Annotated in this window: 14 protein-coding genes; 2 read left to right on the top strand and 12 right to left on the bottom strand. The window is 71.6% G+C overall.

Going from position 1 to position 14,404, the window contains the following annotated elements:
* Positions 1 to 126: 126 nt before the first annotated feature.
* Positions 127 to 1,032 (bottom strand): hypothetical protein, encoded by a 906-nt coding sequence (locus BN940_RS14795; protein ID WP_043684222.1) that lies wholly within the window; start codon positions 1,030 to 1,032, stop codon positions 127 to 129.
* A 98-nt stretch (positions 1,033 to 1,130) separates the two neighbouring features.
* Between BN940_RS14795 and BN940_RS14800 the strand changes: the two genes are divergently transcribed.
* Entirely contained in the window at positions 1,131 to 2,294 is a 1,164-nt protein-coding gene (locus BN940_RS14800) for a pyridoxal phosphate-dependent aminotransferase (RefSeq protein WP_043684224.1), read from the top strand.
* A 63-nt stretch (positions 2,295 to 2,357) separates the two neighbouring features.
* Here the strand turns inward: BN940_RS14800 and BN940_RS19545 are convergent, their stop codons facing one another.
* Positions 2,358 to 3,344, bottom strand: a complete 987-nt coding sequence (locus BN940_RS19545; protein ID WP_242404207.1) for a lytic transglycosylase domain-containing protein — start codon at positions 3,342 to 3,344, stop codon at positions 2,358 to 2,360.
* An 80-nt stretch (positions 3,345 to 3,424) separates the two neighbouring features.
* Between BN940_RS19545 and BN940_RS14810 the strand changes: the two genes are divergently transcribed.
* Complete coding sequence (locus tag BN940_RS14810; protein ID WP_043684225.1) at positions 3,425 to 4,969, top strand: UbiD family decarboxylase; 1,545 nt, start codon at positions 3,425 to 3,427, stop codon at positions 4,967 to 4,969.
* Between the two features lie 128 nt (positions 4,970 to 5,097).
* Here BN940_RS14810 and BN940_RS14815 read toward each other — a convergent pair whose 3' ends face one another.
* The 10 genes from BN940_RS14815 to BN940_RS14860 form a co-directional block, all read right to left on the bottom strand.
* A complete protein-coding gene (locus tag BN940_RS14815; RefSeq protein WP_043684226.1) occupies positions 5,098 to 5,457 on the bottom strand; it encodes a hypothetical protein in 360 nt (119 codons plus the stop codon).
* A 49-nt stretch (positions 5,458 to 5,506) separates the two neighbouring features.
* Positions 5,507 to 5,962 carry a phage holin family protein gene (locus BN940_RS18075; protein WP_052355921.1) on the bottom strand — a complete coding sequence of 152 codons (456 nt, stop codon included), beginning with the start codon at positions 5,960 to 5,962 and terminating at the stop codon, positions 5,507 to 5,509.
* A 5-nt stretch (positions 5,963 to 5,967) separates the two neighbouring features.
* On the bottom strand, positions 5,968 to 6,291 hold the full coding sequence (locus tag BN940_RS14825) for an ElaB/YgaM/YqjD family protein (protein ID WP_043684228.1): 324 nt from the start codon (positions 6,289 to 6,291) through the stop codon (positions 5,968 to 5,970).
* A gap of 123 nt (positions 6,292 to 6,414) precedes the next feature.
* Positions 6,415 to 7,053 (bottom strand): uracil phosphoribosyltransferase, encoded by a 639-nt coding sequence (gene upp, locus BN940_RS14830; protein ID WP_043684229.1) that lies wholly within the window; start codon positions 7,051 to 7,053, stop codon positions 6,415 to 6,417.
* A gap of 99 nt (positions 7,054 to 7,152) precedes the next feature.
* Positions 7,153 to 9,183 (bottom strand): bacteriohemerythrin, encoded by a 2,031-nt coding sequence (locus tag BN940_RS20160; protein ID WP_052355922.1) that lies wholly within the window; start codon positions 9,181 to 9,183, stop codon positions 7,153 to 7,155.
* Positions 9,184 to 9,324: 141 nt separating this feature from the next.
* Positions 9,325 to 11,430, bottom strand: coding sequence for a 3-hydroxyacyl-CoA dehydrogenase NAD-binding domain-containing protein (locus BN940_RS14840; RefSeq protein WP_043684231.1), 2,106 nt, complete (start codon positions 11,428 to 11,430; stop codon positions 9,325 to 9,327).
* An 8-nt stretch (positions 11,431 to 11,438) separates the two neighbouring features.
* Positions 11,439 to 11,831, bottom strand: coding sequence for a RidA family protein (locus tag BN940_RS14845; RefSeq protein WP_043684232.1), 393 nt, complete (start codon positions 11,829 to 11,831; stop codon positions 11,439 to 11,441).
* A gap of 61 nt (positions 11,832 to 11,892) precedes the next feature.
* Positions 11,893 to 12,339, bottom strand: a complete 447-nt coding sequence (locus BN940_RS14850) for an acyl-CoA thioesterase (protein ID WP_052355923.1) — start codon at positions 12,337 to 12,339, stop codon at positions 11,893 to 11,895.
* Positions 12,336 to 13,511 carry an acyl-CoA dehydrogenase family protein gene (locus tag BN940_RS14855; protein WP_043684233.1) on the bottom strand — a complete coding sequence of 392 codons (1,176 nt, stop codon included), beginning with the start codon at positions 13,509 to 13,511 and terminating at the stop codon, positions 12,336 to 12,338. Before BN940_RS14855 ends, BN940_RS14850 begins: the two co-directional genes overlap by 4 nt.
* 1 nt (position 13,512) lies before the next feature.
* The gene (locus BN940_RS14860) at positions 13,513 to 14,367 is read right to left on the bottom strand and encodes an enoyl-CoA hydratase family protein (protein WP_043684234.1); all 855 of its coding nucleotides are present in this window, start codon (positions 14,365 to 14,367) and stop codon (positions 13,513 to 13,515) included.
* Positions 14,368 to 14,404: the final 37 nt, after the last annotated feature.

The following is a 14,404-nucleotide window of genomic DNA, read 5'->3' on the forward strand; positions in this document are numbered from 1 at the left end:
CATTCTAGCCGCTTGCGCCAGCCCGCGGTATGGCGCGGGACGCATGCGGATCATGCGGCGGACGCCTGGGCCCATCGGCGCAAGCCGCACGGGCACCGAGGGAACGCCAGGGGGAAATCGGAACTGCTAGAACTGCTGGCCCCGTTCCGGAAAGACGCCGTCGGGGTCGAACAGGGCGCGCACGGCCCGGTCCGTCTCCGCTGCGGCCTCGCCGGGGCCGGGGCGGCGCCCGTAGCGCAGGTCGTAGGCACGCTCGGCCAGGCGGCCGGCGCGTCCGTCGAACACCATCCATTCGACCCAGCCCAGCTCGCCCCCATGGCCCAGCAGCAGGTGGGCGAGGTTGACGGTGCCGCCGGCCGCCGGCCGCAGGGCGTCGAGCCGGTAGCGGCCGTTCCACAGGGCGCCGTCGCGCAGGGCCTCGGCGGCCGGCGCCGAGACGAGCTCGAACAGCCGCGGAATCATGCCCTGGACGCGCAGATTGTCCAGCGGCTTGCGGTTGTCCACGCCGAAGGCGCCCAGATTGGCCTGGGTGCCGTCGCTCAGCAGCACCATCGCATGCGCCAGGCCGCTGGCGGCCGTGTCGCCGCAGTCCCAGTCGCAGCCGCGCCGGTCGGCCAGCCAGGCCGCCACCGTCAGGTGCGGCGGCTGGTCGCGGAACTGCGGCAGCCCGGCCTGCTCCAGGTCGCCGATCAGGCAGCCGGGCTGCACGAACCAGCGCGGATCGTCCGGCCCCAGGCGTTCGCAGCGCGCCATCGCGCTCCCCGGCTCGACCCAGAGCACGGGGCCGCCGTCCAGCCGCGCCGCCGACGGGATGCCGTCCAGGGCCAGCGTGACGCCATGCTCCACGCACAGCGAGCGGGCCTGGTAGACGTCCTGCATGTGCACCGGCACCAGCCGGGCGCTGCCCGCCTCCGTGGAGAAATCGTAGACCGTGCCCTGCGCGGCGCGGCGCAGGCGCGCCAGGAAGGTTTCCCAGGGGGAGCGTTCCGGACGGCGGCCGGTCAGGAATGCGCGGCGCGAAGGGGACTGCATGGCGGGACTCCAGGAACCAGGGATGGATACGGGCGGACCACGGACGGACTGAGACTACAATCGGGCTTTCATTCCGAACAGCATTGCAGGGTTGCGCGATGGTCCGACTGGCCGACAGAACCGAACGCACGGCGCCATTCTACGCCGTGGAAGTCCTGAAACAGGCCCAGGCCCTCGCGGCCCAGGGGCGCGACATCATCAGCCTGGGGATCGGCGAGCCCGACTTCACCGCCCCCGCGCGCGTGCTGGAAACCCTGAACCGGGCGGCCGACGCCGGCCTGAGCGGCTACACCGCGCCCGCCGGCATCCCGGCGCTGCGCGAGGCCATCGCCCACTACTACGGCACGCATTTCGGCGCCGCCGTGGACCCGGCCCGCGTCCTGATCACCTCGGGCGCCTCGGGCGCCCTGCTGCTGGCGGCCATGGCCCTGGTCGATCCGGGCGACGAGGTCCTGATGCCCGACCCGTCCTACCCCGCCAACCGCAACTTCATCACCGCGGCCGGCGGCGTCACGCGCCTGGTGCCCACCACGGCCGGGCACCGCTACCAGCTGCGACCCGAGGACATCGACGCCCACTGGGGACCAGCCACGCGCGGCGTGCTGATCGCCTCGCCCAGCAACCCCACCGGCACCTCCATGCCGCGCGAGGCCCTGCGCGCCCTGGTCGCCGCGGTGCGCGCGCGCGGCGGCTTCGTCATCCTGGACGAGATCTACCTGGGCCTGTACTACGACGCGCCGCCGCGCAGCGGCCTGACGCTGGACGACGACCTGGTGGTCATCAACAGCTTCTCGAAATACTTCCACATGACGGGCTGGCGCCTGGGCTGGCTGATCGCGCCGGCGGCCATGATGCCCGCCCTCGAACGCCTGGCCGCCAGCCTGGCGATCTGCGCTCCGGCGCTGGCGCAGCACGCCGCGCTGAGCTGCTTCGAGCCCGAAGTCATGCAGGTCTACGAGCACCGGCGCCTGTCGTTCAAGGAACGCCGCGACTTCCTGCTGCCCGCCTTCGAGCGCCTGGGCCTGCGCGTGCCCGCCCCGCCGGACGGCGCCTTCTACATCTTCTCCGACGTCCACGGGCTGGGGATGGACAGCGCCGAATTCTGCCGCCGCCTGCTGCACGAAGCCGGCGTCGCCGCGGTGCCGGGCCTGGACTTCGGCCAGGCCCACGCGGACCGCACCGTGCGCTTTTCCTACGCCACCGGCCTGGACCGCCTGCGCGAGGCCGTCGACCGGATGGCCGCGTTCCTGGGCAATCGCTGATCCGGCCGGGAGGGCCGGGGCGGCCCGGCGGCCGACCCGGGTCGGGCGGCCGCGGCGCCGCCCTCAATCCTTGGGCGGAATGCCCGAAGCCAGGGCGATGCGGCGGCGTTCGGCCAGCACCCGGGTGCCGTAGCCGCCGTCGCCGGGGCCGGTCGCGCCGACATAACAGGCCAGCCCGCCCTCCAGGCCGCCGCGCCGGCGGATGCAGTCGGCCAGGATCTGCGCCCCGATGCGGATGTTGACCACCGGATCGAAGGCCGCCGCCGGCCCGCCGCTGGGCCGCAGCTTGGCCCGGTGCACGCTGCTCATGATCTGCATCAGGCCCTGGGCGCCCACGGCGCTCTCGACGAAGGGGTTGTAGCGCGACTCGATGGCGATCACGGCCAGCAGCAGCTGCGGGTCCAGCTTCTGTTCGCGGCCGACGTCGAAGGCCGTCCGGATCAGCGCGCCCGCCACGCTGCTGGCGATGCGGTACTTGCGCGCCACGTAGCTGCGCAAGGCGTGCGCCTGGGCCTGGGTCACGCCCTGGATGGGCTGGTCGCGCAGGCTGGCGGCCAGGGCGCTGGCGAAGGTCAGGCGGCCGGCCTCGGACCCGCCCGCCTGGGCGGCCTCTCCCGCCTGGCCGGCCTGCGCGGATTGGCCCGCCTGTCCCGCCTGCCCCGATTGACCCGGCTGACCGGCCTGCCCCGGCTGTCCCGACGGGCCGGCCTGCCCGCCCTGGCCCGCGTCCGCCGCTTCGCCGGCGCCTTCGGCCGGGCCGGCGGGCGGCGCGGCGCCCTCGTCCGGCGCCTGCGCCGCCGGGGGCAGCGACCAGTCCGCCACCTCGCCCTCGTCGTCGGCGCCATAGCCGGGCCCGTCGGCCTGGAACATCGCCAGGACGACTTCGTGCAGCTGCTGCGACTGCTGGCGCATGGACGGCAGCACCAGGCTCAGGCCCAGCGTGGTGAGCACGGCCAGCCCCAGGTAGATGGCGCTGACGTGGACGAACTCGCCGACGGGCCGCAGCACGGCCAGCACGCCGCGCCGCAGCCGTTCAGGAACGGACCGCATGGGCACCTCCGCACACCGCCCGGGCAGGGGGAATGGTAATCTTGGGCACGACGCCACTGTAACCGATCGACGATACTGCCGTGAAATACCGCGACCTCCGGGACTTCATCGCCCAACTGGAACGCCAGGGCCAGCTCAAGCGCATCGCGCACCCCGTTTCCACCGCCCTGGAAATGACCGAAATCAGCGACCGGGTCCTGCGGGCCGGCGGCCCCGCCCTGCTGTTCGAGCATCCATTGCACGCCGGCCAGCCCTGCGGCACGCCGGTGCTGGCCAACCTGTTCGGCACGCCGCGGCGCGTCGCCTGGGGCATGGGCGCCGAGGACGTCTCCGCCCTGCGCGAGACCGGCGAACTGCTGGCCTCGCTGCGCGAGCCCGCGCCGCCCCAGGGCATGCGCGACGCCCTGTCGAAAGTCTCCATGCTGAAATCGGCCCTGTGGGACATGAATCCCCGGCAGATGCGCAGTCCGCCCTGCCAGGAAGTCGTCATCGAGGCCGGCGACGTGGACCTGAACACCCTGCCCCTGCAGAGCTGCTGGCCCGACGACGCCGCCCCGCTGCTGACCTGGGGCCTGGTCATCACGCGCGGCCCGCGCGCGCGCCGCCAGAACCTCGGCATCTACCGCCAGCAACTGATCGGCCGCAACAAGCTCATCATGCGCTGGCTGTCGCATCGCGGCGGCGCGCTGGACTTCCGCGACCACGGCCTGGCCCATCCCGGCGAGCCCTTCCCCATCGCGGTGGCGCTGGGCGCCGATCCCGCCACCACCCTGGCCGCCGTCACCCCCATTCCCGACAGCCTGTCGGAATACCAGTTCGCCGGCCTGCTGCGCGGCTCGCGCACCGAACTCGCGCCCGCGCTGGGCAGCGGCCTGTCGGTGCCGGCCCACGCCGAAATCATCCTCGAAGGCCACATCCTGCCGGCCTCCGACGCGCGCGCGCGGCGCCCCGACGTGCCCGAGGGCGTCGCCCCGCCGCCGGACACCGGCTACGAGATGGCGCTGGAAGGCCCCTACGGCGACCACACCGGCTACTACAACGAGCAGGACTGGTTCCCCGTCTTCACGGTGGAGCGCATCACCCACCGGCGCAACCCCCTCTACCACAGCACCTACACCGGCAAGCCGCCCGACGAGCCCGCCGTCCTGGGCGTGGCCCTGAACGAGGTCTTCGTGCCCCTGCTCAAGCGCCAGTTCCCGGAAATCGTCGATTTCCACCTGCCGCCCGAAGGCTGCAGCTACCGCCTGGCCGTGGTGTCGATCCGCAAGCAGTACCCTGGCCACGCCAAGCGCATCCTGTTCGGCCTGTGGAGCGTGCTGCGCCAGTTCATGTACACCAAGTTCATCGTGGTGGTGGACGAGGACATCGATCCCCGCCAGTGGCCCGAGGTCATCTGGGCCATGACCACGCGTATGGACCCGGTGCGCGACACCCTGCTGGTAGACAACACCCCGATCGACTACCTGGACTTCGCCTCGCCCGTCTCGGGACTGGGCGGCAAGATGGGGCTGGACGCGACCAACAAGTGGCCGGGCGAGACCCAGCGCGAATGGGGCCGCCCGATCCGGATGACGCCCGAGGTCAAGGCGCGCGTGGACGCGATGTGGGGGAAACTGGGGTTGTAGTGTGGCCCGGCCCGTCCCGGATTGCGGCACCTCCCCCATCTCGCGGCCTGCATCCCGCTCGGACTCGCCAGGCATAGGCCAGTCCGCGGGAACTGGCCTACGACCGGGCTCGTCCCGGCGGCAAAAGTTCAGGCGTCTGCGTCGCGGTGCCGGCGCTTGCCCAGCCAGACCAGGCCGGCGATCAGGGCGGTTTTCAGGGCGATGCCGCGGCGCTGGCGGTTGGACACCACCGAGGTCAGCACCGACAGCAGCACGGGATAGCGGCGCAGGATCTGGAGCCCGCCGCCCAGCCAGCCCAGCCCGGCGGCTCCCAGGCGGTCGCGCGCCTGGGCCACCAGGGATTCGGGCCGCAATTCGCCGGCCAGCCGGCAGGCGCTGCGGCGCACGGCCAGGCGTTCGTAGCCGGCGCGCATGCGCAGCAGCTCGATGCGCAGGCGGCGGTCCGCCGCGTCGGAGCGCGGGGTGAGGTCGTTCGACGGCACGCTCATGGGGATCCCCTCTGCGCCGCGCCCGAACGCGCGAAACGGCCCGGCGCGCTCATGGCACTTCTCCTGGAATCGGGTCTTCCGGCGCGGGCCGCGCGCGCAAGCCGCGCGCCGGATCGCCGCCGTGATCCGGGCGGTCCGGGATGCCGGCCAGCGCCCGGGCGTCCTCGCGCAGCACCTCCGCCGTCACGGCGAAGGGGTCGGCATCGTGCTTCAGGCGATGGACCAGCCAGGCGGCCAGGCCCGCGCCCAGGACCGCGTAGAGCAGCGCCAGCAGGCCCAGGGCCAGGAAGCGGTATTCGGTCGGCCAGAAAACCAGCGCCAGGGCCAGCGTGGCCACCAGCAGGGCCAGCAGCAGGAAGACCGCCGCCGCCAGCAGCACCGCCAGGCGGCACAGCAGGCGGCTGCCGGCGTCCCGGGCCTCCAGCCCGAAGAGTTCGAGGCGCGTTCCGGCCAGGGCCGCCGCCTGGGCGGCCAGGTCGGAGAACGCGCGGCCGAGCGGTCCCATGGGGATCAGCGGCGCGACAGCAGCGCGCCCAGCAGCAGGCCGGCCACCCCGGCGATCCCGACGGCCTTCCAGGGATTGGACTGGACGTATTCGTCGGTGTCATGCACGACCTTGCGGCCTTGTTCCACCAGGCTGGCCTGGGTTTCGGACAGGGCTTCGCGGCCCTGGTCCAGCGCCTTCAATGCGCGGGCGCGCAGGTCGGCGGCTTTTTCCCCGGTGGCCTCGGCGGCTTCGCGCAGGAGGTTTTCGGCCTGGTCCAGGCTGGACTTCAGGTCTTCGATCAACGCGTCCCCTGCGGATTGCGTGGCGATTTGCTTGCGAGTGGCCATGAACGACTCCTGTGAAAGGGAATGATGAACCCTCATCCTACCCTACCCGGGAAAACCCGATGTATCAAAACATGATCCGGCTGATACGGATCAATACCGAGTCCAACGGCCCAACGACGAAGGTCAATCCGTCTTCTGGCGCGTGCCGAAGATGCGGTCGCCGGCATCGCCCAGGCCGGGGATGATGTAGCCGTGCTCGTTCAGGTGGTCGTCGATGGACGCGGTGTAGATGTGCACGTCCGGATGGGCGCGCTCGACGGCGGCGATGCCCTCGGGCGCGGCCACCAGCACCAGGGCCCGCACGGTGCGGGCGCCGGCCTGCTTGAGCATGTCGATGGTGGCCACCATGGAGCCGCCCGTGGCCAGCATGGGATCGACGATCAGCGCCAGGCGCTGGTCGAGCTGGCCGACGAGCTTTTCCAGGTAGGGCTGGGCCTGCAGGGTCTGCTCGTTGCGCGCGATGCCCACCGCGCTGACCTTGGCGCCCGGGATCAGCGTGAGCACGCCGTCCAGCATGCCGATGCCGGCGCGCAGGATGGGCACCACGGTGACCTTCTTGCCGGCCAGTTTCTCGACGTCGACCTCGCCCGCCCAGCCGGCGATGCGCGCGGGCTCCAGCGGCAGGTCCTGGGTGGCTTCGTAGGTCAGCAGGGCGCCGATTTCCTGGGCCATTTCGCGGAAATTCTTGGTGCTGAGGTCCGCCCGCCGCATCAGGCCCAGCTTGTGGCGGATCAGGGGGTGGCGGATTTCATGGATGGGCATGGCGGCTCGGTCGGCAGGGACGGGTTGGCATGCAGTGTAACTCGCCGGGCGGCCGTCCTCCATGTCCCGGCGGGCCGCCGCGCCGCGGCGGCCTGGCGTTTACCTGAGCGAGGCCTTCATCACCGGCGCATAGTCCTTGTCGGTCTTCATGATGTGGGTGCTGAGCCAGTTGCGCAGGAAATTGGACAGTTCGACCGACACCATGGAATGCCCCGCGCGATAGCTTTCGCGGAATTCCACGACTTTCTTGACCAGGGTATCGTGGATTTTCTTGTGCTGCTCGTAGCCCGTGTACCCGGCGTCCCGCATCATCTGCTCTTCGCGATGGAAGTGGTCCTGCGTATAGAAGATCAGCTCGTCCAGGATCTTGCCGGCCATTTCCTTGCTGTGGCCCTGCGACATGGATTCGTGCAGGGAATTGATCAGGGAGACCAGCTTCTGGTGGTCCTTGTCGATCACCCCGATGCCGACTTCCAGTTCCTGGGTCCAGGGATAGAAGGCCGCGCCGCCGGTCTTGGGGGCCTGCAGCAGCGTGCGCGAATACGACAAGGCGTCGTTGCCCTCGACCATTTCCGCATCCACGGGCCCCGACAGGTGGAACGCCGACGCCAGCTGCGACAGGGCATCGGCCTGCGCCTGCAGGCTGGCCGCCGCCGCGGCCGACTGCTCGACCAGGCTGGCGTTCTGCTGGGTGACGCTGTCCATCTGATTGATGGCGGACTGGATCTCCTCGATGCCGGTCGCCTGTTCGCGGCTGGCGGCGCTGATCTCGCCCATGATGTCGGTGACGCGGTTGATGCCCTCGACGATGCCCTGCATGGTGCTGCCGGCCCGCCCGGCCTGCTCGTTGCCCTTGGCGGCGGATTCCACCGAGGCGTCGATCAGGCCCTTGATTTCCTTGGCGGCGCCGGCCGAGCGCTGGGCGAGCGCGCGCACCTCGGCGGCGACCACGGCGAAGCCGCGGCCCTGTTCGCCGGCGCGGGCGGCCTCGACCGCGGCATTGAGCGCCAGGATGTTGGTCTGGAAGGCGATGGAGTCGATCACGCCGATGATGTCGGCCACCTGTTGCGACTTGGTGTTGATCTCGCCCATGGTGGAGACCAGTTCGGCGACGATGGCGCCGCCTTCGGTGGCCGTCCGGGCCGCGGTGCTGGCCAGGGTGTTGGCCTGCTGGGCGTTGTCGGCATTCTGGCGCACCGTGGCGGTGAGCTCTTCCATGGTGGCGGCGGTCTCGGCCAGCGAGCTGGCCTGCGTCTCGGTGCGCGAGGACAGTTCCAGGCTGCCCTCGGTGATCTGCCCGACCGCCCCGGCGATGGATCTGGATCCCAGCTGCATGTCGCCCACCAGCCGCGCCAGATTGGCCCGCATGCGCTTCATGGCATACAGCAGGCTGCTTTTATCCTGCCCCCGGACCTGGATGTCGACATCCAGATGCCCCTTGGAAATCCGCTCGGCCACCAGGGCGGCATGGCTGGGCTCGCCCCCCAGCTGGCGGGTCAGGCTGCGCGTGATCAGCCAGGCGAACGCCGGCATCAGGATCATGACCACCAGGGTCGCCAGGAGCAGGATCGGCAGGCTCGCCTGGCCATCCCGCACCGAAGCCAGGCTGACTTGCTGGACCTGATCGGCCTGGCGGTCGGCAAAGACGGAAATCTGTTCCACGTAGCGGTCCAGCAGCTGGGGGACGTCGGTCGCGTACAGCGCATTGGCCCGGATGATGTCGCCCTTGTCCTGCGCCTCGCGGGCCGTGTCGCGGGCCTTCAGGAAAGCCTGCCGGGCCGCCACGATGTTCTGGTACAGGGTCTCGTCCGCGGGATCGTGGATCAGGTCCCTGACCTGCCGCTCGACCTGGTTGATCCGCTCGCTGGTCTCGCCGATCAGGCCCTTCAGGGTTGCGATCTGGTCCCGGTCGGTCATGACCCCGACGGCGCGGTCGCGCTCGCGGTTCACCCGGGTCAGGCCCAGCCACTGCAGGCTCAGGGTGTGGACGCCCTGCCGGTATTGCAGTTCGGCATTGGTGTTTTCGGTGCTGACGATGCGCCAGACCCCGATGCCCGCGATCAGAACGACCAGGAACATGGCCAGGCTGAAACCCAGCAGCAATTTGGTGCCAATCTTCAGATTCCGCATATCCTCCCCCGAGTGAACCAGCCGGCCGGCCGATCCGGATCATCGAACGAATCCTGACCGTCTCCATGAAGAGTCGCCATCCTACGGCACTCTACCGTCCATGCGCATCTGGGAATACCCTTAACATCGCAGCGATCGCGGTCATTCGAGCCGGTTCAAACCGGCGAAACCGCGTCCCTGCTCGACCAGCCGCAGGAGCAGGGGCGACGGCCGCCAGAACAAGGGGTCGTCGGCGGCGTACGCGCGGATGTCGGCCAGGATCGCCGCCAGCCCCACGGCATCGGCATGATGCATCGGCCCGCCCAGGTGGCGCGGGAAGCCGTAGCCGTGCAGCAGCGCGACGTCGACGTCCAGCGGACGCAGGGCGATCCCTTCGTCCACGATGCGGGCGCCCTCGTTCGCCATGGCCGCGAGGATGCGGCGCACGATCTCCTGCGCGCCGAAGGCGCGCGGGACCACGCCGGCGCGGGCGCGTTCGGCCTCGACGATGGCCAGCACCTCGGGATCCTCGGTGCCGGCGCGCCCGCCCGGCGCATAGCGATACCAGCCGCGGCCCGTCTTGCGGCCGAACCAGCCGCGCTCGCACAGGCGGTCGGCGACCTGGACGTAGCGCGCGCGGGGGTCCCGCGTCGCCGCCTGGCGCTTGCGCATGGCCCAGTTGATGTCGCCGCCCGCCAGGTCGTAGACCTGGAACGGCCCCATGGGAAAGCCCAGGTCGCACACGGCCGCGTCGATGGCATAGGGCGAGGCCCCGTCCTCCATCATGACGTTGGCCGCATGGCGGTAGGCGGCGAGCATGCGGTTGCCGATGAAGCCGTCGCAGATCCCGGCCCGCACCGGGATCTTGCCCAGCCGCTTCGCCAGGGCGAAGGCGCTCGCCACCACGTCGGCGGCGGCCTTCGCGGGCACGACGATCTCCAGCAGCTTCATCACGTGGGCGGGCGAGAAGAAGTGCAGGCCGATGACGTCCGCCGGCCGCGAGGTGGCGGCGGCGATGAGGTCCACGTCCAGGTAGGACGTATTGGTCGCCAGGATGGCGCCCGGCCGGCAGACGCGGTCCAGTTCCGCGAAGACGGCCTGCTTGACCGCCATGTCCTCGAACGCGGCCTCGATCACCAGATCGGCGTCCCGCAGCGAGGCGTAATCGTGCGCGCTGCCGAACCGCGCCAGCGCGGCGTCGCGCTCCGCGGCCGTCAGGCGCCCGCCGGCGACCAGGCCGTCCAGGATCGCCTCGACGTGGGCCCGGCCCCGGGCGGCCCCGGCGGCGTCGCGCTCGACCATGTCCACCCGGCAGCCGGCCCGCAGGGCCGCCACGGCGATGCCCGCGCCCATGGTGCCGCCCCCCACCACCCCGATCGCCTGGACGGCGCGCGGCGCGGCGGCGGCCGCCTCGGGCACCTTGGCCGTCTCGCGCTCGGCGAAGAAGGCATGGATCAGCCCGGCGCGCTGCGGGCTTGCCATGCACTCCAGGAACAGGCGGCGCTCCAGCGCCAGCCCCTCGTCGAACGGCCGCTCCAGGGCGGCCTCGACGGCATCGACGATGCGATGCGGCGACAGCAGGTGGGGCGCCTTGCGCGCCTGCGCGGCCCGCGCCGCGTCGATGGCCGCGCGGGCGGCCGCGCGATCCTCCAGGCCGGCGGCATCGCGGCTGCGCCGCGGCGCCGCGCCCCGGTCGAGCAGTTCCCGGACGAAGGCCAGCGCTTCGGCCTCCAGGTCCGCGCCGGGCAGCAGGCGGTCCACCAGCTTCGCGGCATGGGCCTGGGCGGCCGTCAGCGGCTGGCCGCCCAGCATCAGCTCCAGCGCGTCGCGGGCGCCCACCAGCCGCGGCAGGCGCTGCGTGCCGCCGGCGCCGGGCAGCAGTCCGAGGCGCACCTCCGGCAGGCCCAGTTTCGCGTCGGGCGCCGCCGCCCGGTAATGCGCCGCCAGCGCGACCTCCAGTCCGCCGCCGAGGGCGGAGCCGTGCAGCGCGGCCACCACCGGCTTGCCGCAGGCCTCGATGCGGGTGCAGACCCGGCTCAGGGAGGGTTCCCGCGGCGCCTGGCCGAACTCGCGGATGTCGGCGCCGGCGATGAAATGGCGGCCGGCGCCCATGATCAGGACGGCGGCGACCTGCGCATCCCGCTCGGCCTCGTCGATGGCCGCCTCCAGCCCCTGGCGCACCGCGGCGGCGAGGGCATTGACGGGCGGATGATCCACGACCACCCGCAGCACGGCGCCGATGCGCCGCCACGAAACCGGCTCGGACATGGCTGCCCTCAATCCGGCACCACGGCCGTGACTTCGATCTCGACCTTGGCGCGGTCCTCGATCAGCGCGGCCACCTCGATGGCGGTCATCGCGGCGTTGAAGCTGCCGATGAGCTCGCGGAACGCCCTGCCGATCTCCGGGTAGGCCGCGACGTATTCTTTCTTGTCGGTCACGTACCAGGTCATGCGCACGATGTGTTCGGGCCGGGCGCCGCCTTCCCGCAGCACCTCGACGATGTTCTGCAGCGCCTGGCGCACCTGGCCGGCCATGTCGTCCGTGTGGAAGCGGCCGTGCGCATCCCAGCCGATCATGCCCGCCACGAACACCATGCGGCCGCGCACGGCCACCCCATTGGAATATCCCTTGGGCCGCGGCCAGCCGGGGGGGAGCAGGATCTGCATGGGAAAACTCCTTGTCAGCAACGAAACAACGAAACGAAAGCCCAGCGAAACGAAAGCCGCGCTACGCCGCCGGGGCGCCCGCCGCCAGGGCGGCGCGGACGTCCTCCGGCAGGGCGATGGCGCGATGGGTCTCCAGGTCCGTGAACACCAGGACCTGGCGCGAGGCGACCCGCAGCACCCCGTCGCCGCTGGCTTCCAGCGCCAGCGTCAGCGACTTGCCTCCGACCCGCTCGACGGCCAGGGCAAAGCGCAGCGTCTCGCCCATCCGGCCGATGGCGCGGAAATCGCATTCCAGGCGGACGATGGGCAGGCCGATGCGGCGCGGCCCCAGCAGCTGCGCGTAGGAAATGCCCAGGCCTTCGTTGAACCAGTCCTCGACCAGCTGGTTGAACAGCACCAGGTACTGCGGGAAGAACACGATGCCGGCCGGATCGCAGTGCGAGAAGCGGATCGGGTAGTCGCGCGCGAAGCACGCGGCGCGGGAGGAAGCGGCGGGCGCGGCGTTCATGCGCGAGCATCCGCGGGGCGCAGCAGTTCGCGCGCGATGATGAGCTGCTGCACCTCGGTGGCGCCCTCGTAGATGCGCAGCGCGCGGATCTCGCGGTACAGCCGTTCCACCGGCTGCCCGCTGACCACGCCCTGGCCGCCGAACATCTGCACCGCGGCGTCGATCACCTGCTGGGCGTTCTCCGTCGCCGTCATCTTCGCCATCGCCGCCTCGCGCGTCACCCGCCCGCCCCGGTCGCGCTGCCACGCCGCCCGGTAGGTCAGCAGGGCGGCGCTGTCGATCGCCGTGGCCATCTGCGCCAGCTTCGACTGCGTCAGCTGGAAGTCGGCCAGCACGCCGCCGAACATCTGCCGCGACGTGGCCCGCGCGAGCGCCTCGTCCAGCGCGCGGCGGGCGAACCCCAGCGCCGCCGCCGCCACCGAGGTGCGGAACACGTCCAGCGTGCGCATCGCCACCTTGAAGCCCTCGCCCGCCGCGCCCAGGCGCCGGGACGCGGGGATGCGGCAGGCGTCGAAGCGCAGCCGCGCCAGGGGGTGCGGCGCGATCACGTCGATGCGCTCGGCGATCTCGAAGCCCGGCGCATCCGCATCGACGATGAAGGCGGTGATGCCGCGCGCGCCCGGCGCCTCGCCCGTGCGGGCGAAGACGACGTAGAAATCGGCGATGCCGCCGTTGGAGATCCAGGTCTTCTCGCCGTCGAGGACGTAGTGGTCGCCCTCGGCACGCGCGGCGCAGGCCATCGCCGCCACGTCCGAGCCCGCGTCCGGCTCGGACAGGGCGAAGGCGGCGATCGCCTCGCCCGCGGCCACCGGCGCGAGGTAGCGCGCGCGCTGCTCGGGCGTGCCGTGCAGCGAGATCGCGCCCGATCCCAGGCCCTGCATGGCGAAGGCGAAATCCGCCAGGCCCGAATGCCGGGCCAGCGTCTCGCGGATCAGGCAGACGGCCCGGGTATCGATGACTTCGCCCGCGCCGCCGTGGGCCGCGCCCGCGACGGCATGGCGCAGCCAGCCGCCACGCCCCAGCGCGCGCACCAGCGCGCGGCAGTCGTCATCCACGTCCGGCCCATGCCCGCCGGCCTGGACGTGCGCGCCCGCCCAGGCGTCGAGCGCCAGGGCCAGCTCGCGGTGGCGCGGCTCGAAGAAGGGCCACTCCAGGTAGGACAGGTCGGCCATCTCAGTTCCCCTCGAAGACCGGCTGCCGCCTGGCCACGAAGGCCTCGTAGGCGCGCGTGAAATCCTGGGTCAGCATGCACAGCGCCTGGGCCTGGGCCTCGGCCTCGATCGCCTGCTCGATGGTCATGGCCCATTCCTGGTGCAGCATGGTCTTGGTGATCCCGTTGGCGAAGCTGGGGCCCTGGGTGAGCTGCGCCGCCAGCGCCTGCGCGTCGGCCAGCAGGGCCTCGGGCTCGCACAGGCGGTTGAAGAACCCCCAGCGCTCGCCTTCCTCGCCGCCCAGGCTGCGGCCGGTGTAGAGCAGCTCGCTCGCGCGGCCCTGGCCCACGATGCGCGGCAGGATGGCGCAGGCGCCCATGTCGCAGCCGGCCAGGCCGACGCGGTTGAACAGGAAAGCCGTCTTGCTGCGCGCGGTGCCCAGGCGCAGGTCCGAGGCCATGGCGACGATGGCGCCCGCCCCGGCGCACACGCCGTCCACCGCCGCGACGATGGGCTGCGGGCAGGCGCGCATGGTCTTGACCAGCTCGCCCGTCATGCGGGTGAACATCAGCAGTTCCGGCGCCTTGAGCCGCACCAGCGGGCCGATGATGTCGTGCACGTCGCCACCCGAGCTGAAGTTGCCGCCGGCGCCGGCGACCACCACGGCCTTCACGTCGTCGGCCCATTTCAGGCGGTGGAACAGGTCCCGCAGCTCGGCGTAGCTGTCGAAGGTCAGCGGATTCTTGCGTTCGGGGCGGTTCAGCGTGATCGTCGCCACGCCCTGCTCCACCGTCCACAGGAAGTGGGTCGCTTGGTAGCCGGCCATGGGGCGGCGATTGCCGGCCAGCAGCCGGGGATCGGTATGGTCGTCACTCATCGGGGATTCTCCTCGTCGTTGCGCGCGGGGACGCGCC

It is taken from the genome of Castellaniella defragrans 65Phen (genome assembly GCF_000612685.1).
GTDB lineage: Bacteria > Pseudomonadota > Gammaproteobacteria > Burkholderiales > Burkholderiaceae_B > Castellaniella > Castellaniella defragrans.